This window comes from Burkholderia sp. BCC1996 (genome assembly GCF_905339955.1).
Taxonomy (GTDB): Bacteria; Pseudomonadota; Gammaproteobacteria; order Burkholderiales; family Burkholderiaceae; genus Burkholderia.
On sequence record NZ_CAJPHM010000004.1, the window covers coordinates 261,458 to 283,598 of the forward strand.

Genomic DNA, 22,141 nt, shown 5'->3' on the forward strand with positions numbered 1-22,141 from the left:
AGGAGAAGTCATGGCTCAGTTCAGTGTGGCGCACGACAGTGCGTATCCGGCGGAAGAAGGCGGCGAGGGCGGCGGCCCCGTGTTGCCGGACGGTTACAGCGAACGTTTGTACAACGAAGATTTGGCACCACTAAAGAATCAGACGTGGGGCTCGTACAACATCTTCGCGTTCTGGATGTCGGACGTGCACAGCGTCGGCGGCTACGTGTTCGCGGGCAGCCTGTTCGCGCTCGGGCTGACGAGCTGGCAGGTGCTGATCGCGCTGATCGTCGGCATCACGATCGTGAACCGGCTGTGCAACCTGATCGCGCGGCCGAGCCAGCAGATCGGCGTGCCGTATCCGGTCGCGTGTCGCGCGACCTTCGGCGTGCTCGGCGCGAACGTGCCGGCCGTGATCCGCGGGCTGATCGCGATCGCGTGGTACGGCATCCAGACCTATCTCGCGTCCAGCGCACTCGTGATCGTCGTGCTGAAGTTCTTTCCGCAATGGCTGCCGTACGCGGACGTCCATCGCTACGGCTTCCTCGGGCTGTCGGCGGTCGGCTGGGCCGGCTTCATGCTGCTGTGGGTGCTGCAGGCGCTCGTGTTCTGGAACGGGATGGAGACGATCAAGAAGTTCATCGACTTCGCGGGCCCGGCCGTCTACGTCGTGATGTTCATCCTGGCCGGCTACATGGTGTGGCGCGCGGGCTGGCGCAACATCGGCCTCAACCTCGGCGGCGTCAAGTATCACGGCGCGGAAGTGATTCCGGTGATGATCACGGCCGTGTCGCTCGTCGTGTCGTACTTCTCCGGGCCGATGCTCAATTTCGGCGACTTCTCGCGCTATTGCCGCTCGTTCGGCGACGTGAAGCGCGGCAACTTCTGGGGGCTGCCGGTCAACTTCCTCGCGTTCTCGCTCGTCACGGTGATCACCACCGCCGCGACGCTGCCGGTGTTCGGTGAACTGATCACCGATCCCGTCGAGACGGTCGGCCGCATCGACCATCCGACCGCGGTGATCCTCGGCGCGCTGACCTTCACGATCGCGACGATCGGCATCAACATCGTCGCGAACTTCGTGTCGCCCGCGTTCGACTTCTCGAACGTCGCGCCGCGGCTGATCAGCTGGCGCGCGGGCGGGATGCTCGCGGCCGTCGCGTCGATCTTCATCACGCCGTGGAACCTGTTCAACAACCCGGCCGTGATCCACTACACGCTCGACGTGCTCGGCGCGTTCATCGGCCCGCTGTACGGCGTGCTGATCGCCGACTTCTACCTCGTCAAGCGCGGCCGGCTCGTGCGCGACGACCTGTACACCATGTCGGAGCGCGGCACCTACTGGTACACCGGCGGCGTGAACCGCCGCGCGCTCGCCGCGCTGCTGCCGGCCGCGGTGATCGCCGTCGTCTGCGTGATGGTGCCGGGCTGGCAGGCCGCCGCGAACTTCTCGTGGTTCATCGGCGCGGGGCTCGGCTTCGTGTTCTACCGGCTGCTCGCGAGCACGAAGGCCTGAGGAGCGCGCGATGAAGATCAAGCTGATCAATCCGAACACGACGCAGCGGATGACCGATGCGATGGGCCGCTGCGCGCGCGAAGTCGCGGCGGCAGGCACCGAGATCGTCGCGGTGAGCCCGCCGATGGGGCCGCCGTCGATCGAAGGCTATTACGATGAAGCGCTCGCGACGCCCGGGCTGCTCGCCGAGATCGCGCAGGGCGAGCGTGACGGCTGCGATGCGTACGTGATCGCGTGTTTCGGCGACCCGGGCCTGTATGCGGCGCGCGAACTCGCGCGCGGGCCGGTGATCGGGATCGCCGAGGCGGCGATGCACGCGGCGAGCGTGCTCGCGCCGGGCTTCTCGGTCGTCACGACGCTCGCGCGCACTTGCGGGATGGCATGGCATCTCGCCGAGCGCTACGGGATGAAGCGGTTCTGCCGCAACGTGCGGGCGACCGACGTCGCGGTGCTCGAGCTCGACCGGCCCGGTTCGGCCGCGCGGCGGATCATCGTCCACGAATGCCGGCGCGCGCTCGACGAGGACGGTGCCGACGCGATCGTCCTCGGCTGTGCCGGGATGGCCGAATTCGCGCACGAGATCGAGCAGCAGATCGGCGCGCCGGTCGTGGAAGGTGTCACGGCAGCCGTCAAGTGGGGCGAGGCGCTCGTCGCGCTGCGCCTCGCGACCGCGAAGCGCGGCGACTATGCGCGGCCGCTGCCGAAGCGCTACGACGGCGAATTCGCGCATTTCAGCCCGCCGGAGGCCGCGCCGGCCGCCGCCACGGCGCGCAGCGGGAGCGCCGCACCGGAACCGGTCCCGGCTTTGCCGCAACCGCACATACACGCCGTCTGACCTGCACTATCTGCGCCGCTGTATGGGCGCGTATGAACCTTTTCGCTACACTGGGCCGTCATCGCATCGGCCCGTGCGGCCGGCCTCCGGCACCCGCGCGGGTCGATGCGAACCCATTATTTCAGCACGCTTTCGCGGCACTTCGAACCCATGTCACTCGATCCCAACTATCCTCGCGACCTGATCGGCTACGGCCGCCATCCCGTGCAGGCGAACTGGCCCGGGCGCGCCCGCGTCGCCGTGCAATTCGTCCTGAACTACGAGGAGGGCGGCGAGAATTGCGTGCTGCATGGCGATCCGGGCTCCGAGCAGTTCCTGTCCGAAATCGTCGGCGCGGCCGCCTATCCGGACCGCCACATGAGCATGGAGTCGATCTACGAGTACGGTTCGCGTGCGGGCGTGTGGCGCATCCTGCGCGAATTCGAGAAGCGCGGGCTGCCGCTGACGGTGTTCGGCGTCGGCATGGCGATCGAGCGTCATCCGGAACTCGCGCGTGCCTTTGTCGAGCTCGGCCATGAGATCGCGTGCCACGGCTGGCGCTGGATCCACTACCAGAGCATGACGCCCGAGCTCGAGGCCGAGCACATGCGCCTCGGGATGGAAGCGATCGAGCGCGTGACGGGCGAGCGTCCGCTCGGCTGGTACACCGGCCGCGACAGCCCGAACACGCACCGCCTTGTCGCGGAATACGGCGGCTTCCTGTACGACTCCGACAACTACGGCGACGACCTGCCGTTCTGGATGGATGTCGAGGTGTCGGGCGGCAGCACGTCGCCGCAGCTGATCGTTCCGTACACGCTCGATACGAACGACATGCGCTTCGCGACGCCGCAGGGCTTCAACACCGGCGACCACTTCTTCGAGTACCTGCGTGACGCGTTCGACGTGCTGTACGCGGAGGGCGACGACGCGCCGAAGATGCTGTCGATCGGCATGCACTGCCGGCTGCTCGGCCGGCCGGGGCGTTTCCGCGGGCTGCAGCGTTTCCTCGATCACATCGAGAAGCACGATCGCGTATGGGTGACGCGGCGTGTCGATATCGCGCGTCATTGGCGCGAACATCATCCGTACCAGCCCAGTCATCGAAACGAAGGGAAAGCATGAAGGCGATGCGTTACACGTTGGAGCAACTGAACACGATGGCGCCGAGCGCATTCGTCGCGGCGCTGTCGGGGATCTTCGAACATTCGCCGTGGGTGGCCGAGGTCGCGGCGGGCAAGCGGCCGTTCGCGAGCATCGACGCGCTGCACGAGACGATGTCGAACGCGGTGGAGACGGGCGGCGAAGTCCGCCAGCTCGCACTGATCAATGCCCACCCGGAGCTGGCCGGCAAGGCTGCCGTGCGCGGCGAGCTGACGGCCGAGTCGACGCGCGAGCAGAGCGGCGCGGGTCTCGACCAGTGCACGCAGGAAGAGTTCGACAAGCTGCTGACGCTGAACCGCACGTATCGCGAGAAGTTCGGTTTCCCGTTCATCCTCGCGGTGCGCGGCTATGACCGGCACGGCATCATCGCGAACTTCGAGTCGCGCGTGAATCATTCGCGCACCGAGGAACTGCGCGCGAGCCTCGACCAGATCTACCGGATCGCGCGCTTCCGCCTCGACGACCTGATCGACGCCTGACACCTCACGACGGCCTGCTGCGTCGCAGCGGCCTGATCGCATCACTGAAACAAGGAAACATCATGGCTGTTCCGCTTCTCGATCCCGACGCACCCGACTTCACGCGGCGCTACGTGAACCTCGCCGACCCGCGTCTCGGTGCGCAGGCGCTCGAGGCCAGCGACGACTTCTTCGCGCCGAAGGAGCGGATGCTGAACCCCGAGCCGGCGGTGTTCATCCCCGGCAAGTACGACGACCACGGCAAGTGGATGGACGGCTGGGAGACGCGTCGCAAGCGCACGACGGGCTACGACTGGTGCATCGTCAAGCTCGCGCGTCCGGGCGTGATCAAGGGCTTCGACATCGACACGAGCCACTTCACCGGCAACTTCCCGCCGGCCGCGTCGATCGAGGCCGCGTACGTGGCCGACGGCGCGCCGACGCACGCGACCGAATGGGTCGAAATCGTGCCGTCGACGACGCTGCAAGGCAACAGCCACCACTACGTCGCGGCGAGCGACGCCCGTGCGTTCACGCACCTGCGCGTGAACATCTATCCGGACGGCGGCATCGCGCGCCTGCGCGTGTACGGCCAGCCGCAGCTCGATTGGGCCGGCGCCAGCGCGACCGAGCAGTTCGACCTCGCGGCGATGGAGAACGGCGGCTACGTGGTGGCGGCGAACAACCAGCACTTCGGCGTCGCGTCGAACCTGCTGCTGCCGGGCCGCGGCGTGAACATGGGCGACGGTTGGGAAACCCGCCGTCGCCGCGAGCCGGGCAACGACTGGGCGATCATCGCGCTCGCGCAGCCGGGCGTGATCCGCAAGATCGAAGTCGATACCGCGTTCTTCAAGGGCAACTATCCGGACCGCTGCTCGATCCAGGCCGCGTACGTGTCGGGCGGCACCGACAGCTCGCTGATCACGCAGTCGATGTTCTGGCCGGTGCTGCTCGGCGAACAGAAGCTGCAGATGGACAAGCAGCACTATTTCGAACACGAGATCGCATCGCTGGGCCCGGTGACCCACGTGCGCCTGAACATCATTCCGGACGGCGGCGTATCGCGCCTGCGTCTGTGGGGGACGCTCGACAAATGAAGACGCTCGCAATCGAACCGCTGACCAAGGAAGCCTTCGCGGCGTTCGGCGACGTGATCGAAACCGAAGGCGCGAAGCAGATTCCGATCAATCTCGGCACGACGATCCGCTTTCACGATCTTGCGAAGGTCGACGTGAGCGACGAAGAAGGCCGCACGCTCGTCAACCTGTTCCGCGGCCAGCCGCGCACGCTGCCGTTCGAGGTGAAGATGCTCGAGCGCCATCCGCTCGGCAGCCAGGCGTTCGTGCCGCTGAACGACCAGCCGTATCTCGTCGTCGTCGCGCCGGCCGGCGATCTCGATCCGTCGAAGATCCGCGCGTTCGTGACGAGCGGCTGGCAGGGCGTCAATTATGCGAAGGGCGTGTGGCATCACCCGCTGATCGCGCTGGGCGGCGTCAGCGACTTCATCGTCGTCGATCGCGGCGGCGACGGGTTGAACCTGAACGAGCAGGACCTGCTGGAATCGATGTGGCTCACCGAGGAAGCGCTGCACGCGCTGACGGCCTGAGTCGCCGGCGTACTCGCGACTGACAGGCGGTTTGCCTACCTGCCGAAACCCGCGCAACGTGCGCGGGTTTTTTTACGTGCGGTCGCTTTCTCCCGACTCAGGTTGCGACGGCTTTGCGCGTGTCGCGCGAACCGCCGCCGCGACGCCGGTTCGAGACCGGCGCATGCTGCGCCATCAGGCTGTCAACCCAGTCGACGAAGACACGCAGCTTCGCGCTGACGTGGCGGTTCGGCGGGAACGCGACGTACATCGGCATCGGTTCGAGTTGCCATGGCTCGAACAGCGGCACCAGTTCGCCTCGTTCGCGATACGCGGCGGCCATGTAGTCGGGCAGCCACAGGATGCCGAGCCCCGCGAGACCGGCTTCGAGATACGCATTGCCGTCGTCGACCGCGAGCACGTAGCGTCCGCGTACGGTGATCTGCTCGCCGTCACGCTCCATCGCAAACGGCAACGCCTTGCCGGTGCGTGCCCACAGAAAGCCGACGATGCGGTGATGCGTGTCTTCGAGTTCGCCCGGATGCAGTGGTGTGCCGGCGCGCGCGAGATAGGCCGGCGACGCGTACACGCCGAGCCGAAGGTCGCCGACGCGACGCGCGACCAGCGAGCGGTCGGTCGGCTCGCCACCGCGCACGACGCAGTCGACGTTCTCGCCGATCACGTCGACCACGCGGTCGCTCACGCCCAGGTCGAGCTGGATGTCCGGATAACGCGCATGGAACACGGGCAGCGCGGGGATCAGTATCAGGCGCGCGAACGGGCTCGGCACGTCCACGCGCAGCCGCCCCCGTGGCGATGCCGACGCGGCGGACAGGCTCGTTTCGGCATCGTTCATGTCGGCCAGCAGGCGCACGACGCGGTCGTAATACGCGGCGCCGTCGGCCGTGACGACGACCTTGCGCGTCGTGCGGTTGAACAGCTTCACGCGCAGTCGCGCTTCGAGCTGCTGCACCAGTTGCGTGACGGTGGTGCGGCTCATGTGCAGCGTGTCGGCCGCTTTCGTGAAGCTGCCGGCTTCCACCACGCGGGCGAACGCCTGCATTGCGTCGAATCGATCCATCGGGTCAGGGCTCCGCGTTGCTCGGACATTGTTTGGAGGGCGCAAACAGTGTTGGACAAGGTTGCCGGTTTATCCCCCCGGCAACGGTCCTTAAAGTGCTTTCATCGTTGATACAGGGGCGGTTTCGCCCCGCAGACCGATGGAGGTGTTGAGTGACAAAGCGTAGCGTAGTTTTTCCGCCGGGTCGCCAGGCGCTGTACGACCGCAACCGCTATTCGCCGGCCGTGCGCTCGAACGGTTTCCTGTTCGTGTCCGGGCAGGTCGGCAGCCGCGACGACGGTTCGCCCGAGCCGGAACTGGCCGCGCAGGTCCGCCGCGCGTTCGACAACCTGAATGCGGTGCTGCGTGCGGCCGGTTGCACGTTCGACGATGTCGTCGACGTGACGGTGTTCCTCGTCGATCCGGAGGCGACGTTCGAGCGGATCTGGGAGATCGTCCCCGAATACTGGGGCGATGCGCCGCATCCGACGCTGACCGCCGTCGGCGTGACCTGGCTGTACGGCTTCCAGTTCGAGATCAAGGTGATCGCGCGGCTGCCGGAGACGGTCGACGGGTAAGCCGGGCGTGCGCGTCACGGCGCGAGGGGCGGCTCCTGTTCATAGGCGCGATGCAGCAGCGCGGCGAGCGATGACGAATCGGGCAGCGTCGCCGTGCCGAGCCTGCGCACGGCGATACCCGGCGTCCACGAATTCATCACGACGGCGCCGGCCATCGACGGCAGGTCGGCCGGTGTCACTTCGCGGTCGTGCTGTGCGATGCCGAGGTGGGCCAGTTGCCGGCGCAGGATGCCCATCGTGACGCCGCCGAGCATGTCGGCCGCCGGCCACACGACCGAATCGCCGGTCCAGAACACCAGATTCCAGATCGAGCCTTCGCTGATGCGCCCCTGACGATCGATGAACGCCGCATCGTCGAAACCCTGCGCGACCGCACGGCGCAGGAAGTGTGTCTTCGCGACTTCGCCGACGTGCTTGATGCCAGGCAGCACGCGCTCGTGTTCGAACAGCGCGAAATCGAGCGGGCCGACCGGCCCCGACGACGGCGGGGGTGCGCGATCGAGCGCGGCGCGCAGGAACGTGAGTATCCGCTCGTCGGGCAGTGCATGACTGAACAGCGCGTTCGACGCGTCGCGCAAGCGCGTGAGGTGCAGGTCGAGCCCGCGTACGCGGCCTTCGCGGATCTGCATCGCGGTGAAATGCGCGTGGCCCGCGAATGCCAGCGCGGCGAGCGCATCGGGTGTAGCGGCTACGCCGTTGATCTGGACTACGGACGGGAACGGTGCAGCGGACATCGGCGAATCTCCAGGTTGGCCGCGGGCACGGGGTGGCGCGCGGAATCTTCAAGAAAGCCTATTGTTTGCCGATTGATGGCGTCATGAAAAACGAGTAGTTTTGGAACCGTCATCAAATTCTTTTTGAAGATCGATGGAACGCATGTGGCCCGGTACGCGCGCGCTGAGGACGTTCGATGCGGCGGCGCGGCACCTGAATTTTTCGCGGGCGGCCGACGAGGTCGGACTGACGCCGGCAGCCGTCAGTCACCAGATCAGGGAGATCGAGGCGCAACTCGGCATGGAACTGTTCGTCCGCACGAGCCGCAGCATCCGGCTGACGCAGGCCGGCGCGTTGCTGGCCGCGGCCGCTGCGGATGCGCTGGCGGGCCTCCGGCACGCGACCGCACGGGCGCGGCGCCTCGCGCGCGAACAGACGGAACTGCGCGTGTCGGTCGGCGCGCGCTTCGCGACGCACTGGCTGCTGCCGCGCCTGCCGCGATTCAAGGCCGCGCATCCGGCGCTCGAACTGACGTTCGACATCACCGATCGCTTGCGCGATTTCGACGGCGACGATGTGGATGTCGCGATCCGCTTCGGCACCGGGCGTTATCGCGACGCGTATACGCAGCGCCTGTTCGGCACGTCGGTCGTCGCGATCGGCAGCCCCGCGCTGTTGTCGGTCGGCCCGCCGTTACGCAAGCCGCGCGACCTGCTGCGCCACACGCTGTGCCACGCCGACTGTGAAGTCGACGGCGTGGTCTGGCCGCGCTGGTCGGCCTGGATGGCGGCGGCCGGCATCGACGGTTTCGACGACAGCCGGTGTGTCGCGTTTCCGGATTCGAGCCATGTCGTGCAGGCCGTGATGGACGGTACGACGGTCGGGCTGGCGGAGCCGCACATGATCGCGCGTGATCTGGCGGACGGGCGCCTCGTGCGGTTGTTCGACGTGAACGTCGAGGTGGCGCCGGGGCTCGCGTATCACGTCGTGTATCCGGCGCACACGCAGGACGATTCACGTATCGTTGCATTGCGTGACTGGCTCGCGGACGAAGTGGCGATCGCGCATGCGTAGCGGTGGCGGCACGCATGCTATCGTGCCCGCATCGCCACCGCACGACGTCCGGTTCCGGGCGCGCCCCTCCGATGAGCCAACCTGAAAACGACCTCATGGTCCTGCTGCGCACGATGCAACCCGAACTGCATCCGGGCGCGTTCGCCTTTGTGTCGCTGCCGGCCGATGCAGATGTATCGTTGTCCGAAGTCATTGCGACGTTCCGCGAAGCGGAAGGGCTGACGGTCGTCGTCGACGAAGAAACAGCGGCACGTCGCGGCTGGCCAGTGCTGTTCCGCTCGGCATGGATCACGCTAACCGTGCACTCCGACCTCGCGGCCGTCGGCCTCACGGCTGCATTCGCGCGGGCGCTCGGCGCGGCCGGCATCAGCTGCAACGTGATGGCCGCCGCGTATCACGATCACATCTTCGTGCCGTTCGACGACGGTCCGCGCGCGCTCGATGCGCTCGTCGCGCTGCAGCGCGACGCGATGCGCGGCTAGCGTACGACGCGCATTTCGCACCCGCAAAAAAACGGGCCCGTTTCCGGGCCCGCGAACGGAGAGGATCGCGCCGGCAATTGATAGCCGGCACACCGCGGCTTACTTGGCCGCGCCACCCTCGAACCAGGCGGCGAGCTTCACGCGCTCGTCGTCGGTCATGTGCGTGACGTTGCCGATCGGCATCGCCTTCAGGCGCACGGCTTGTTCGTAGATGCGCTGCGCGTTCTTCGACACTTCGTCCGGCGTGTCGAACATCACGCCGGCGGGTGCGCTGCCCATCAGCGTCGGCTTGGCCGAGTGGCACTCGACGCAGCGCTGCTGCAGGATCGGCATGATGTCGTTGATCACGATCTTCGGTGCGTTCGCAGCCTGTGCTTCCGGTGCGACCGGCTTCGGCATCGTCCACACCAGCGCGCCGGACAGCAGTGCGACGCCGCCGATCGGCAGGTACCACAGCTGCTTGCCGCGGTGACGCATCACGAAGAACTGACGGATCAGCGCGCCGGCCAGCATGATGAGCACGAGCACGACCCAGTTGAACTTGTTCGTGTACGTCATCGCATAGTGGTTCGACAGCATCGCGAACACGACCGGCAGCGTGAAGTACGTGTTGTGCACCGAGCGCTGCTTGCCGCGCTTGCCGTAGATCGGGTTCGGCTCCTCGCCCTTGAGCATCTTGTCGACCATCTTGCGCTGGCCGGGGATGATCACGAAGAACACGTTCGCCGACATGATCGTCGCGAGCATCGCGCCGACGATCAGGTATGCCGCGCGGCCCGAGAAGATGTGGCACGCGAGGTACGCGGCGACGACGACGTAGAGGCCGACGCAGATGCCCAGCACGCGATCGTTGGTGCCGAGGATGCGGCACAGCGAGTCGTAGACGATCCAGCCGGCCGCGAGGAAGCCGAGCGCGGACGCGACGGCGACCACCGGGCCCATGTCGAGCACGCTCTTGTCGATCAGGTAGGTGTTCGGCGCGAGCAGGTACAGCACGAAGAACAGCGAGAAGCCCGACAGCCAGGTCGTGTACGACGGCCACTTCGACCAGTGCAGGTCATCCGGCATTTCGGGCGGGGCGACCGTGTACTTCTGCATGTTGTAGAAACCGCCGCCGTGGACGTGCCACAGTTCGCCGAACACGCCGCGCTTGCGCTGGTTCGCGTCGGTCGGCGGTTTCAGGCTGTTGTCGAGCGCGACGAAATAGAAGGACTCGCCGATCCACGCAATGGCGACGATGACGTGCAGCCATCGCAGCGCGAGGTTCAGCCAGTCGGTGATGAAGCCTTCCATGAAACTCCTCCAGACTCAGATCGTTGTCTTTGATGCGGGCGCCGATGCGTGTGTCAGCTGCCGCGATAGGTGCTGTACGACCACGGCGACACGAGCAGCGGCACGTGGTAGTGCGATGCGGTGTCGGCGATGCCGAAGCGCAGCACGACGCGGTCGACGAAGCGCGGTTCGGGCACCTTCACGCCGAGCGACGCGAAGTAGTCGCCGGCATGGAACACGAGTTCGTATTCGCCGGCGGCGAGCGCGGCACCTTCGAGCAGGGGTTCGTCGCAGCGGCCGTCGCTATTGGTCAGCACGGTCTTGATCGCGCGGCGCGATTCGCCGTCCAGCGCGTAGAGGTCCACCTTGATGGCGGCGCCGGGGCGGCCGTGCGCCGTATCGAGTACGTGGGTAGTGAGCTTTCCCATTCGCAATTGTCCTTGTGTGAATGCGAGGTTCGGCGGCGACTCGATCCATGACTGTGCGGCGGATCGAGGCTCCACGTCACGTGGCTACATACCCGTCGGCGAGATTGAAGCGAGCGCCGTGCAGGCATTGTAAAAAGGTTCCCCGCGCAAATACGGGCGCGATATCAAAGATAATGCGCCGCGCATGAACCGCTGTCGACGGCGGGAAAAAACCCGCCGCGCCGCGCCCGGCGGGCCGCTGCACGGCCCGCGCGCGTACCATATCGAAACCGTGAAGCGCAGTATTCGGCGTCGCGCATTGTGCGGCGCGCGCGCATCGGCGATCCTCCCGCCGTGCGCGTCGGCCCGGCGGCCGGGGCGCACCCCGAAGACGGCGAGCACGCCGGGTAACCGGGCCAGGGCGTTCGAACGGACGCAGGCACCGGGGCGTGCCGCGAATCAGCGTTCGAACGGCTTTGCGACCGCCCGAAAGGGCTGACCGACGCGGAGAACGCATGAATCCCGAGCAGCACTCCGGCGCGCACGCACGCGCGCCGCACCCATCCTCATCCCGCCCGAAAACCCTGCTGGTCAAGCACGCCGACGTGCTCGTGACCATGGACGACACGCGCCGCGAACTGCGCGACGCGGGGCTCTATATCGAAGACAACCGGATCGTCGCGGTCGGCCCGAGCGCCGAGCTGCCCGATACTGCGGACGAAGTGCTCGACCTGCGCGGCCACCTCGTGATCCCGGGGCTCGTGAACACGCACCATCACATGTACCAGAGCCTCACGCGCGCGGTGCCGGCCGCGCAGAACGCCGAGCTGTTCGGCTGGCTCACGAACCTGTACCGGATCTGGGCGCACCTGACGCCCGAGATGATCGAGGTGTCGACGCTGACCGCGATGGCCGAGCTGCTGCAGTCAGGCTGCACGACGTCGAGCGACCATCTGTACATCTATCCGAACGGCAGCCGGCTCGACGACAGCATCGGCGCCGCGCAGCGGATCGGCATGCGCTTTCATGCGAGCCGCGGCGCGATGAGCGTCGGTCAGCGCGACGGCGGGCTGCCGCCCGATTCGGTCGTCGAGCGCGAGCCCGACATCCTGCGCGATGCGCAGCGCCTGATCGAGACCTATCACGACGAAGGCCGCTACGCGATGCTGCGGGTGGTCGTCGCGCCGTGCTCGCCGTTCTCGGTGAGCCGCGGCCTGATGCGCGACGCGGCCGTGCTGGCGCGCGACTACGGCGTGTCGCTCCACACGCACCTGGCCGAGAACGTCAACGACATCGCGTACAGCCGCGAGAAGTTCGGGATGACGCCTGCCGAATACGCGGAAGATCTCGGCTGGGTCGGCCACGACGTGTGGCACGCGCACTGCGTGCAGCTCGACGATGCGGGGATCGGCCTGTTCGCGCGCACCGGCACCGGCGTCGCGCACTGTCCGTGCTCGAACATGCGGCTCGCGTCGGGCATCGCGCCGGTGCGGAAGATGCGTCTTGCGGGCGTGCCGGTCGGCCTCGGCGTCGACGGTTCCGCGTCGAACGACGGCGCGCAGATGGTCGCGGAAGTGCGGCAGGCGCTGCTGCTGCAGCGGGTCGGTTTCGGGCCTGATGCGATGACCGCGCGCGAAGCGCTCGAGATCGCGACGCTGGGCGGCGCGAAGGTGTTGAACCGCGACGACATCGGCGCGCTGAAGCCCGGCATGGCCGCGGACTTCGCCGCGTTCGACCTGCGCCAGCCGCTGTTCGCGGGCGCGCTGCACGATCCGGTCGCGGCGCTCGTGTTCTGCGCGCCGTCGCAGACGGCGTACACGGTGGTGAACGGGAAGGTGGTGGTGCGGGAAGGGCGGCTCGCGACGCTCGACCTGCCGCCGGTCATCGAGCGCCACAACGCGCTGGCACAGGCACTCGTGGAGGCGTCGCGCTGACCGCGTCGACGTGAGGTGAAGGCCGCGCCCGCACGCCGCGGATCGGGCGCGCGGCCGTGGCTACGGCTGAGGCTGATGCCGCCAAGCGCCGCGCCGCGCGTCACCCCGGGCCAACCCGCAACGGCGTGGCCGGCGCGCGCGTCGCATGCGCTTACGCCTCGATCAGCGTGCGGGTCGCTTCGGCGACGAGGCTGCGCAGCCAGCGCACTTCGTCGGAGTAGTGGCAGCGTTCGTGCCACAGCTGGTAATACTGCATCGGCGGGAAGTCGAGCGGTGCCGGCACGACCGACAGCGGCAGGAACTTCGCATAATGATCGGCGAACAGGCGCGTCGTCGTGAAGATCAGGTCGGACTTCACCAGCACGTACGGCGCGAGGTTGAAGTACGGCAGCGTGACGACCACGTGACGCTTGAGCCGTTCGCGCGCGAGATGCACGTCGATCGCGCCGCGCTGGCCGACCGAGTACGGCGTCGGCGCGAGATGCGGCGCGTTCAGGTACTGGTCGAGCGTGAGTCCGCCGCGCTTCGCGAACGGGTGCGTGTTGCTCATCAGGCAGACGATTTCGTCGACGAACAGGTTCGACAGATGCAGCTGCTCGGGCGGCTCTGGCCAGTTGCCGACGACGATGTCGAGCTTGCCGTCTTCCAGCGCGAGCTCGTAATCGAACGCGGGGCCGAGCGAATGGAACTCGAGCGTCGCGTTCGGCGCCGCCTGGCGGAAGCGTTCGACGACGGTCGGCACGAACAGCACGTTCAGGTAGTCGGGGCAGCCGATCCGGTAGCAGCGGATCGACGTGGCCGGGTCGAAATTGTGCTGCTGGAACTTGATGCGCTCGATTTCACGCAGTGCGTTCTGCACCGGCTCGAGCAGGCGCAGCCCGTATTCGGTCGGGACCATGCCGGACTTGCCGCGCACCAGCAGCGGATCGCCGGTGATGTCGCGCAGGCGCCGCAGCGCGGCGCTGATCGCCGGTTGCGACTGGTTCAGTTTGACGGCCGCGCGCGTGACGCTGCGCTCCATCAACAAGGTGTGCAAGACGCGCAAGAGGTACGTGTCGATCGCCTCGCGTTGCTGACTCATGATTTCTCCGGTTTATATGGCTGGGCTGATCGATGGGGGAGGTGGGTATATGGTTTTTAATATGAACGAAAGTCAGCGTCAAGAGATGGATACCCGCAGACACCCGTCGCCGGGCCTCGCCAAGCGGGCTGAAGCGGGCTGAAAAGGGCCGAAGCGGGAACGGGTGAAGGGGGCGGAATGCGGGCGTGCGCGGTACCGCGCGGATGCGCATTGCACGCATCCGGTGGTCAGGGCACCGCGCGTGACACGCGTGCGTCAGTCGTCGATGCGCATGCCGACTTTCAGCGTGACCTGCCAGTGGATGACCTGGTCGCCTTCGATGTGGCCGCGCGTTTCGGTCACCTGGAACCAGTGCAGGTTGTGCAGCGTCTTGCCGGCTTTCGAGATCGCGTTGCGGATGGCGTCGTCGCACGATTGCCGCGACGAACCGGTCAGTTCGATCAGCTTGTAGACGTGGTCGCTCATGATGCGCTCCCTGGGATGTCGGTGTGTGTGCGGCCGGCGCAAGCGGCGGGCCCGAAGCGGCGCCGCGCGTGTCCGGCTTCTTGAGTGATAGGTATGATGGGCGGCAAGTGCAACCTCAATTGGAGACGAGGAAGATCGTGGAAGTCGGATTTTGCGGACCGGGATTGATGGGCGCGCCGATGATTCGGCATTTGCTGGCGGCGGGCCACCGGGTCAGCGTATGGAACCGCACGCGCGGCAAGGCCGAGGCGCTTGAAAAGGACGGTGCGCAGGTGGTCGACACGCCGCGCGAACTGGCCGAGCGCGTCGACACGGTGTTCGTGTGCGTGCTCGACGGCCGTGCGGTCGGCGATGTCGCGTTCGGCGAGCACGGGCTGTTTGCCGGCGATGCGCATGCATGCCGCCTGAAGCGCATCGTCGATCACTCGAGCATTCCGCCTGCCGCGGCGCGCGACTACGCGGCGCGTGCCGCCGCGCTCGGCGTCGGCTGGATCGATGCGCCGGTGTCGGGCGGCGTGCCCGGCGCGCAGGCCGGCACGCTTGCGGTGATGGCGGGCGGCGGCGCGGCCGACCTCGCTGCGGTGCGACCGCTGATCGACACTTACGCGTCGCGCGTCACGCACATGGGCGACGCAGGCGCGGGCCAGACCGCGAAGCTGTGCAACCAGGCGATCGTCACCGCGACGGTGACCGCGATCGCGGAAGCCGTCGGCCTGGCCCAGGCGAGCGGCATCGACGCCGCGCGTCTGGCCGACGCGCTGGCGGGCGGCTGGGCCGATTCGGTGCTGCTGCAGACCTTCGTGCCGCGCATGACGTCAGGCGGTCACGCGCCGATCGGCGCGCTCAGCACGTTCCAGAAGGATGTCGATGCGATCGCCGATGCCGCGCGCGATACGGGCGCGGTGATGCCCGTATCGGCCACGGTGCAGCAGGTGCTGCGCCTGGGCGCCGCGCAGGGGCTTGCCAGCGCCGATTTCGCCGCGTTCATCGACATCGTCCGGCCCGGCAACGGGCGCGGGACGGCGCAGTGAGCGCGCCGCGACGCTGAAGCGGGAAGCTGAATGACCGATGGGCCGCCCGGAGGCGGCCCATCGTGTCGGTGTCGGTTCAGCCGAGGGAGCGCGGTGTCGTGTCGCCGGCGTTCTGGCGTCCGAGCCCGCCGCGCAGGCTCGCTTTCGTGCCTGCACCAAATTCGGGCAGGATACGCGCGCGGGCGCGGCTCGCGAACACGAGGAAGCCGAAGCCGTTCGCCTCGTACCAGTACCCGCCGTTCTCGAGGCCGTCGAGCGGCTGTTCGAGTGCGTTGGCGATCGATTCGAGGCAGCGCTTGCGCAGTTCGGCGATGGCCGGATAGGGCGGCTGTGCGCCGCGCACGCTGCATAGAAGCACGTCGAGGCCGGGTAGCACGTGCGCATAGAGGACGGGTTCGTCCTGCGCACGGGCGCGGGCAATCTTGGTGTCGAGCTGCGCGAACGGTTTCGAATGGCGCAATACCGCGAGGAAGGACTCCTGGCCATCCTGTTGCGCACGTCGACGTTTTTTCGGGAAGGACATAAACACTCGCCTGAAAAACAATTGCAAGAAATGCGGCACTTTCATGCGACCCACTCCCGGCTATGTACGCCGCATGTCGATCCTTTATAGCACACGAAAATGCTGCACTCCGCACTCGTGCGGTACGACGATCAATGTCTCCCGTCGACCCGCATGCCACGATGATCGACACAGCCAGCGTCTTGGCGCCCGTACTGTCGTTTAGTCTCCATCATAGACCTGCTTTTCCCGCGCGTGCATTCGCGCGTCACAAAAAAATGAGATAAGCGCTCGCACGATGGTGCACGGACGGTGCACGATGCGTGCCCATGAAAAAGGCCCGCACATGGCGGGCCCGGCAGTCGCAGCGTGGCGCGGTGCTCAGCGTTGCTTGAGCGAATCGCGGATCTCGCGCAGCAGCACGATGTCTTCCGGCGTCGCGGCCGGCGCCGCTTCTTCCGGCTTGCGCAGCTTGTTGATGAATTTCACCATCAGGAAGATGATGAACGCGAGGATCACGAAGTTGATCGCCACGGTGATGAACGAGCCGTAGCCGAATGCGGCGACGCCCGCGGCCTGCAGGTCCTTGAACGAATCGGGATTACCCTTGAACGTCGGGGGGATGGTGCCGAGCAGAACGAACTTGTTCGAGAAATCCAGACCGCCCGTCAGCACGCCGATGACCGGCATGATGAGGTCTTTCACGACCGAGTCGACGATCTTCGAGAACGCGCCGCCGATGATCACGCCGACGGCGAGATCCATCACGTTGCCTTTGACGGCGAACTCCTTGAATTCCTTGATTATGCTCATGAGCGGCTTTCTCCTGGTTGGGCGAGAGGAGGCGTGCCGCGACGCGCAGGGCTGCGAAGCGTCTGATGGGTCGGATCGGGGGCACGCCGATGGCCGCATGATAGCGAACGTGCCCCATTGCCGGTAGCCCATCTTGAAATGATTAACAAATCACCGGGCCGGCGCGAGGAGAAATGAAAGAAAGCGCGGTGTCGGGCGCGGCGCGATGCGTCGACGCCCGCGCGAGCCATGCTCAGGTGTTGTCGTCGGTCCAGCCGTCGTCGTTGCTGCCGAGATCGACGCCGCCGCCGCCGCCACTGCCGTCGCTCCAGTTCGAATCGTCGCCGCGGCCGAGGTCGAAGCCCGGATCGTTGTTCTCCTGGCGCCGGCGCTGGTCGTCGACGATCACGTCGCGTTCGACCACGCGTTCGCGGCCGCCGGACATCGCTTCGCCGAGCAGCACGCCGGTCAGCAGCCCGCCCATTCCGCTGCCGAAACCGCCGCCTTGCTGAACCACGACGGGCGGCTGCTGTTGCGGATACGGTTGCGGCGGATACGGCTGTTGCGGGTACGGTTGCTGCTGATACGGCTGCCCTTGCATGCCGGTCACGCGATCGGCTTCCTGCGCATACACGGAGCCGCTGCCGTTCGCGGGCGCAGCGGGCGGCGCGCTCGGATCGGGGCGGCCTTCGACGCGCGCCTTCACGCTCGCATGCCGCTGTTCGAGTTCGTCGATGCGATACGGCGGTAACGGGTTCTTGCCGTTCGACAGCGCTTCGACGAGCGCGCGTGCATCGGTCTCGATGCCTTCGAGTTCGCTGGTGAGCGCCGCGGCACCGGGCGCCGTCGACAGTTTCGCGTCGAGTTTCAGCGGACGGATGTCGTTCAGCACGTCGGTCGCGCGTTTCAACTGCGCGCGGCGTTCGTCGCCGGCACGGCTGTCGTCGGCCGAGCGTGCGCGCCGCAACGTCCAGCGCAGCACCAGCGCGATGACCGCGACGAGCAGCCCGAGGCCGATCCACATGCCGGTCGACGGACCGTGTTTCGCAACCGGCGCGGCAGGTGCGAGCGACGACTGCAACGAACCGGCCTGCGTGGCCGACGGTGCGTTGCCGCTCGCGCCGCTCACGCGCGCGGCGTCGGCGCGAATGCGCGATTCGGTCTGCGCGAAATGCGACGCGTCGGTGAAGCGCAGTTGCGGATCGAGCGACTTCGCCCGCTGCAGTTGCGCGAGCGCGTCGGACGCGCGGCCTTCGCGATCCAGCACCTGTGCGTACAGATAGCGCGCATGCGCATTGTTCGGATGGGCGTCGATGACTTGCGACAACTGCGTGTCGGCGCGCTGCCAGTCACGTTGCGCGATCGACTGCTCGACTTGCTGCAGCGACGGAACCGCAAAGGCGGCGGACGACAGCAGCATCAGCGAGAAGCCGAGTGCGGCGAGAGATTTCTTCATGGTCGAACCGGGCGCGGGCGCCCGTCTCCTGACGATCGGTGCGCGCCGCGCGCCCGGCGGGCCGCGGCGCGGTTGCCTGCCGTTACTGCGCGGGCGTGTCGAGCTGCTTCTTCAGCGCGGCGAGGCGGTCCTCGACCGACGGGCCCTTGTTCAACGCGGCGAGCTTGTCGTCGAGCGCCTTGCCGCTCGACGTGTCGGCCGAATTCAGGCGGGCGTCCGAACGCGCATTCTGCAGCGCGACCTTGTCCTCGAGCTTCTGGAAGTCCTCGGACAGGTTCTTGCCGCCGATGCCGCCCAGGGCGCTTGCCGCGACATCCTTCGCCTGCGCGATTTCCTGCTTGGCCTGCAGGATGTTCGAGCGTGCGTTCAGGTCGTTGCGGCGCTGACGCATGTCGGCGATCTGCCCCTTCAGCTTGTCGACCGACGGCTCGAGCGTCGTCAGCTCCGCCGCGAGCGCATCGCGCTCGGCTTCGGCGTTCGACTGCGCGGCGAGCGCCTCGCGTGCGAGCGCTTCGTCGCCCGCCTGCAGCGCGCGCTTCGCGCCGTCCTCGTACTTCTTCACCTTGTCGTCGGCCGCATCGCGCTTGCTGCGCTGGGTCGCGACTTGTGCCTCGATCTCGATCAGCGAATTCTCGGCACGGCCGATGCTGTCGTCGAGCTCCCGCACGATCTGCCGTGCGTCGCGCGACGGATCCTGTACCGAGTCGGCCGCATCGTTCAGCAGGCCTTTGATCGTGCGCGAAACAGAGTCGAAAAGCGACATGAAATCCTCCGTGGTTGAAAGGTGCCGCGTCGGCGGCAATGCCCGTCGCGAATCGGTTCCGACCCGCGTGAGCCGGCGGATATTACACCGCCGGCCCCTTAAATACGGCTTAAGCGCCGGAGTTCAAGCGCCGTGCGTGTGCAGGTTTCCACCTTTCGCATCTGAAAGAAACGCCGCGGCACGCACCGGGTCGCGAGTCCATGATAGGCGGAGCATGGCGCCAATACGTTCCGCAATTCACGCTTGTGCGGGAATTTTTACAAAAAATCGCGAAGCCGATCGGTCGATTTCATTAAAATGCGCTGTCACGTCGCGGGAACGGATCGCCGCGCGGCGGGGTCTGTCGACGTGACAGTTGCCACGATGCACCCACTCTGATTCATCCGCTTGCATTTTCCGCATGCGTCCGAGGGCGCCACGCCGCCCGCCATTCCGACATGCCAATCATCAAACGACCGTCTTCTCCTTCCGACCGGAACGAACCTCACTACACGTTGCGCCGTTCGCCGTCTGGAGCTTATTACCCCGATGACGACGAGCGCAGCGACGACCGGCGCGCGCAGCGCCGCGGCGGCGGGGACGGCGCGCGCCGCTCGTTCGGCTCGCGCGTCGCACTGTGGTTCGTCGGCCTGATCGCGACGCTCGCGATCGTCGGTGCGCTGATCGTCGGCTACGCGCTCGTCGTGATGGCGCCGCAACTGCCGTCGCTCGATGCGCTGACCAACTACCAGCCGAAGGTGCCGCTGCGCGTGTTCAGCGCCGATCACGTGCTGATCGGCGAGTTCGGCGAGGAGCGCCGCAGCCTCGTGCGCTTCCAGGACATTCCCGACGTGATGAAGAAGGCGGTGCTCGCGATCGAGGACTACCGCTTCTACGAACACGGCGGCGTGGACTTCCTCGGCATCCTGCGCGCCGGCGTGGCCGACCTGATGCACGGTGGCGCGCGCCAGGGCGCGAGCACGATCACGATGCAGGTCGCGCGCAACTTCTTCCTGTCGAGCGAGAAGACGTATACGCGCAAGATCTACGAGATGCTGCTCGCGTACAAGATCGAGAAGGCGCTGACGAAGGACCAGATCCTCGAGCTGTACATGAACCAGATCTACCTGGGCCAGCGCTCGTACGGTTTCGCGGCCGCCGCACGCGTGTATTTCGGCAAGGACCTGAAGGACATCACGCTCGCCGAGGCGGCGATGCTCGCGGGGCTGCCGAAGGCGCCGTCCGCGTACAACCCGGTCGTCAATCCGAAGCGCGCGAAGGTGCGCCAGGAGTACATCCTGAAGCGCATGCTCGAGATCGGCTACATCACGCAGCCGCAGTACGACCAGGCGGTGAAGGAAGAGATCCGCGTGCGCACGCCGGGCAACCAGTACGCGGTGCACGGCGAATACGTCGCCGAGATGGTGCGGCAGATGATGTACCAGCAGTACAAGGACGAAACCTATACGCGCGGGCTGACCGTCACGACGACGATCAACTCGGCCGACCAGGAAGCCGCGTACCAGGCCGTGCGCCGCGGCATTCTCGATTACGAGCGCCGCCACGGCTATCGCGGTCCGGAAGGCTCGATTAACCTGCCGGCGGCCGGCGACGAGCGCGACGAGGCGATCGACGACGCGCTCGCCGATCACCCGGACAACGGCGACCTGCAGTCGGCGGTGGTGCTGTCGGCGTCGCCGAACGCGGTCGAGGTGCAGTTCGTCGGCGGCGCCACGACGACGATCGGCCCGGCCGGCCTGCGCTTCGTGTCGGCCGCGCTGAGCCCGCGCGCGAACGCGACGCTGCACATCAAGCCGGGCTCGATCGTGCGCGTGCTGAAGGACGGCAAGACGGGCTGGCAGATCGTGCAGCTGCCGCAGGTCGAAGGCGCGCTCGTCGCGATCGCGCCGCAGGACGGTGCGATCCGTTCGCTCGTCGGCGGCTTCGACTTCAACAAGAGCAAGTTCAACCACGTGACGCAGGCGTGGCGCCAGCCGGGTTCGTCGTTCAAGCCGTTCATTTATTCGGCGTCGCTCGACAAGGGCCTCGGGCCGGCGACGATCATCAACGATGCGCCGCTGTACTTCCCGCCGAGCGTGCCGGGCGGCACCGCGTGGGAACCGAAGGACGACGACCAGCCCGACGGCCCGATGTCGATGCGCACCGGCCTGCAGCGTTCGAAGAACCTCGTGTCGATCCGGATCCTCGCGTCGATCGGCACGCAGTACGCGCAGGAGTACGTGACGCAGCGCTTCGGCTTCGATCCGGCAAAGACGCCGCCGTACCTGCCGATGGCGCTCGGCGCCGGCCTCGTGACGCCGCTGCAGCTCGCGACCGGCTATGCGGTGTTCGCGAACGGCGGCTACAAGGTCGATCCGTACCTGATCGCCGAAGTCGACGACGCGCGCGGCCAGCCGCTGCAGAAATCGCAGCCGGTGATCGCCGGCGGCACCGCGCCGCGCACGATCGAAGGCCGCAACGCATACGTGATGAACAGCCTGCTGCACACGGTCGCGACGGCCGGCACGGGCGCGGGCACCAACGCGCTCGGCCGCAGCGACCTGCAGGGCAAGACGGGCACGACGAACGATGCGAAGGACGGCTGGTTCGCCGGCTACCAGCAGTCGCTCGTCGCGGTCGCGTGGATGGGCTTCGACCAGCCGAAGAGCCTCGGCAGCCGCGAATTCGGCGCGCAGCTCGCGTTGCCGATCTGGGTGAACTACATGCGCACCGCGCTGAACGGCGTGCCCGAGCAGCAGATGCCGATGCCGGACGGCCTGACCTCGATCGACGGCGAGCTGTACTACGCCGATCGCACGCCGGGCAACGGCTTCGTCGGCAGCGTGGACATCAACCCGGCCGCGAACGCGATCAGCGCGAACGACGCGCTCGGCTCGGCCGGCTCGGAGGGGCTCGCGCCGCCGCCCGTCACGCAGCAGGAGAAGCAGCAGATCATGGACATGTTCGAGAACAAGTAAGCGATACGCGGATGTGTCGCATGCGGCGGGCGCCTTCGGGCGCCCGTTTTCTTATGT

The 22,141-nt window shown here is 67.0% G+C and carries 22 protein-coding genes; 12 read left to right on the plus strand and 10 right to left on the minus strand.

Annotation, left to right across the window (positions count from 1 at the left end; all coding sequences use genetic code 11):
* Positions 1–10 precede the first annotated feature (10 nt).
* The 6 genes from U4Z64_RS07410 (at position 11) to U4Z64_RS07435 (ending at position 5,537) form a co-directional block, all read left to right on the plus strand.
* Positions 11–1,495, plus strand: a complete 1,485-nt coding sequence (locus tag U4Z64_RS07410; RefSeq protein ID WP_124486209.1) for an NCS1 family nucleobase:cation symporter-1 — start codon at positions 11–13, stop codon at positions 1,493–1,495.
* 10 nt (positions 1,496–1,505) lie between these two features.
* Positions 1,506–2,330 (plus strand): aspartate/glutamate racemase family protein, encoded by an 825-nt coding sequence (locus U4Z64_RS07415; protein ID WP_321819564.1) that lies wholly within the window; start codon positions 1,506–1,508, stop codon positions 2,328–2,330.
* A gap of 150 nt (positions 2,331–2,480) precedes the next feature.
* Positions 2,481–3,434, plus strand: coding sequence for an allantoinase PuuE (gene puuE / locus U4Z64_RS07420; protein WP_124520036.1), 954 nt, complete (start codon positions 2,481–2,483; stop codon positions 3,432–3,434).
* Positions 3,431–3,952 carry a 2-oxo-4-hydroxy-4-carboxy-5-ureidoimidazoline decarboxylase gene (gene uraD / locus U4Z64_RS07425; RefSeq protein ID WP_044843738.1) on the plus strand — a complete coding sequence of 174 codons (522 nt, stop codon included), beginning with the start codon at positions 3,431–3,433 and terminating at the stop codon, positions 3,950–3,952. The genes puuE and uraD overlap by 4 nt, the downstream gene beginning before the upstream one ends.
* 62 nt (positions 3,953–4,014) lie before the next feature.
* Entirely contained in the window at positions 4,015–5,028 is a 1,014-nt protein-coding gene (gene alc, locus U4Z64_RS07430) for an allantoicase (protein ID WP_044843737.1), read from the plus strand.
* Positions 5,025–5,537, plus strand: a complete 513-nt coding sequence (locus U4Z64_RS07435; protein WP_321819565.1) for an ureidoglycolate lyase — start codon at positions 5,025–5,027, stop codon at positions 5,535–5,537. Before alc ends, U4Z64_RS07435 begins: the two co-directional genes overlap by 4 nt.
* Before the next feature lie 97 nt (positions 5,538–5,634).
* Here U4Z64_RS07435 and U4Z64_RS07440 read toward each other — a convergent pair whose 3' ends face one another.
* Positions 5,635–6,597: a LysR family transcriptional regulator gene (locus U4Z64_RS07440; protein WP_321819566.1), complete on the minus strand. Its 963-nt coding sequence runs from the start codon at positions 6,595–6,597 to the stop codon at positions 5,635–5,637.
* 152 nt (positions 6,598–6,749) lie between these two features.
* On the opposite strand from U4Z64_RS07440, the gene U4Z64_RS07445 reads away from it, so the two are divergent.
* The gene (locus U4Z64_RS07445) at positions 6,750–7,154 is read left to right on the plus strand and encodes a RidA family protein (RefSeq protein ID WP_321819567.1); all 405 of its coding nucleotides are present in this window, start codon (positions 6,750–6,752) and stop codon (positions 7,152–7,154) included.
* Positions 7,155–7,168: 14 nt separating this feature from the next.
* Here the strand turns inward: U4Z64_RS07445 and U4Z64_RS07450 are convergent, their stop codons facing one another.
* Positions 7,169–7,888 (minus strand): aminotransferase class IV, encoded by a 720-nt coding sequence (locus U4Z64_RS07450; protein ID WP_321819568.1) that lies wholly within the window; start codon positions 7,886–7,888, stop codon positions 7,169–7,171.
* Between the two features lie 133 nt (positions 7,889–8,021).
* Between U4Z64_RS07450 and U4Z64_RS07455 the strand changes: the two genes are divergently transcribed.
* Together U4Z64_RS07455 and U4Z64_RS07460 are read left to right on the plus strand one after the other, a co-directional pair.
* Positions 8,022–8,942, plus strand: a complete 921-nt coding sequence (locus tag U4Z64_RS07455; RefSeq protein WP_321800835.1) for a LysR substrate-binding domain-containing protein — start codon at positions 8,022–8,024, stop codon at positions 8,940–8,942.
* Positions 8,943–9,013: 71 nt separating this feature from the next.
* Positions 9,014–9,424, plus strand: a complete 411-nt coding sequence (locus U4Z64_RS07460; RefSeq protein ID WP_321819569.1) for an ACT domain-containing protein — start codon at positions 9,014–9,016, stop codon at positions 9,422–9,424.
* Positions 9,425–9,523: 99 nt separating this feature from the next.
* Here U4Z64_RS07460 and U4Z64_RS07465 read toward each other — a convergent pair whose 3' ends face one another.
* Both U4Z64_RS07465 and uraH read right to left on the minus strand, forming a co-directional pair.
* The gene (locus tag U4Z64_RS07465) at positions 9,524–10,717 is read right to left on the minus strand and encodes a urate hydroxylase PuuD (RefSeq protein ID WP_044843734.1); all 1,194 of its coding nucleotides are present in this window, start codon (positions 10,715–10,717) and stop codon (positions 9,524–9,526) included.
* A gap of 53 nt (positions 10,718–10,770) precedes the next feature.
* Positions 10,771–11,124: a hydroxyisourate hydrolase gene (gene uraH, locus U4Z64_RS07470; protein WP_011657188.1), complete on the minus strand. Its 354-nt coding sequence runs from the start codon at positions 11,122–11,124 to the stop codon at positions 10,771–10,773.
* A gap of 494 nt (positions 11,125–11,618) precedes the next feature.
* Between uraH and U4Z64_RS07475 the strand changes: the two genes are divergently transcribed.
* A complete protein-coding gene (locus U4Z64_RS07475; protein WP_044843733.1) occupies positions 11,619–13,037 on the plus strand; it encodes an 8-oxoguanine deaminase in 1,419 nt (472 codons plus the stop codon).
* A gap of 151 nt (positions 13,038–13,188) precedes the next feature.
* On the opposite strand, the gene U4Z64_RS07480 is transcribed toward U4Z64_RS07475, so the two are convergent.
* Complete coding sequence (locus tag U4Z64_RS07480) at positions 13,189–14,118, minus strand: LysR substrate-binding domain-containing protein (RefSeq protein WP_006762467.1); 930 nt, start codon at positions 14,116–14,118, stop codon at positions 13,189–13,191.
* Between the two features lie 255 nt (positions 14,119–14,373).
* Positions 14,374–14,583: a dodecin gene (locus U4Z64_RS07485; RefSeq protein WP_006755984.1), complete on the minus strand. Its 210-nt coding sequence runs from the start codon at positions 14,581–14,583 to the stop codon at positions 14,374–14,376.
* A gap of 137 nt (positions 14,584–14,720) precedes the next feature.
* On the opposite strand from U4Z64_RS07485, the gene U4Z64_RS07490 reads away from it, so the two are divergent.
* The gene (locus tag U4Z64_RS07490) at positions 14,721–15,614 is read left to right on the plus strand and encodes an NAD(P)-dependent oxidoreductase (protein WP_321819637.1); all 894 of its coding nucleotides are present in this window, start codon (positions 14,721–14,723) and stop codon (positions 15,612–15,614) included.
* Between the two features lie 76 nt (positions 15,615–15,690).
* Here the strand turns inward: U4Z64_RS07490 and U4Z64_RS07495 are convergent, their stop codons facing one another.
* From U4Z64_RS07495 to U4Z64_RS07510, 4 genes are all read right to left on the minus strand, one after another.
* Positions 15,691–16,137, minus strand: coding sequence for a hypothetical protein (locus tag U4Z64_RS07495; protein ID WP_185500383.1), 447 nt, complete (start codon positions 16,135–16,137; stop codon positions 15,691–15,693).
* Between the two features lie 360 nt (positions 16,138–16,497).
* Positions 16,498–16,929, minus strand: coding sequence for a large conductance mechanosensitive channel protein MscL (mscL, locus tag U4Z64_RS07500; protein WP_006760677.1), 432 nt, complete (start codon positions 16,927–16,929; stop codon positions 16,498–16,500).
* Between the two features lie 232 nt (positions 16,930–17,161).
* Positions 17,162–18,364 (minus strand): tetratricopeptide repeat protein, encoded by a 1,203-nt coding sequence (locus U4Z64_RS07505; protein ID WP_321819570.1) that lies wholly within the window; start codon positions 18,362–18,364, stop codon positions 17,162–17,164.
* A gap of 82 nt (positions 18,365–18,446) precedes the next feature.
* On the minus strand, positions 18,447–19,127 hold the full coding sequence (locus U4Z64_RS07510) for a PspA/IM30 family protein (protein ID WP_044843730.1): 681 nt from the start codon (positions 19,125–19,127) through the stop codon (positions 18,447–18,449).
* A 437-nt stretch (positions 19,128–19,564) separates the two neighbouring features.
* Between U4Z64_RS07510 and U4Z64_RS07515 the strand changes: the two genes are divergently transcribed.
* Positions 19,565–22,084 (plus strand): penicillin-binding protein 1A, encoded by a 2,520-nt coding sequence (locus U4Z64_RS07515; protein WP_321819571.1) that lies wholly within the window; start codon positions 19,565–19,567, stop codon positions 22,082–22,084.
* Positions 22,085–22,141 lie beyond the last annotated feature (57 nt).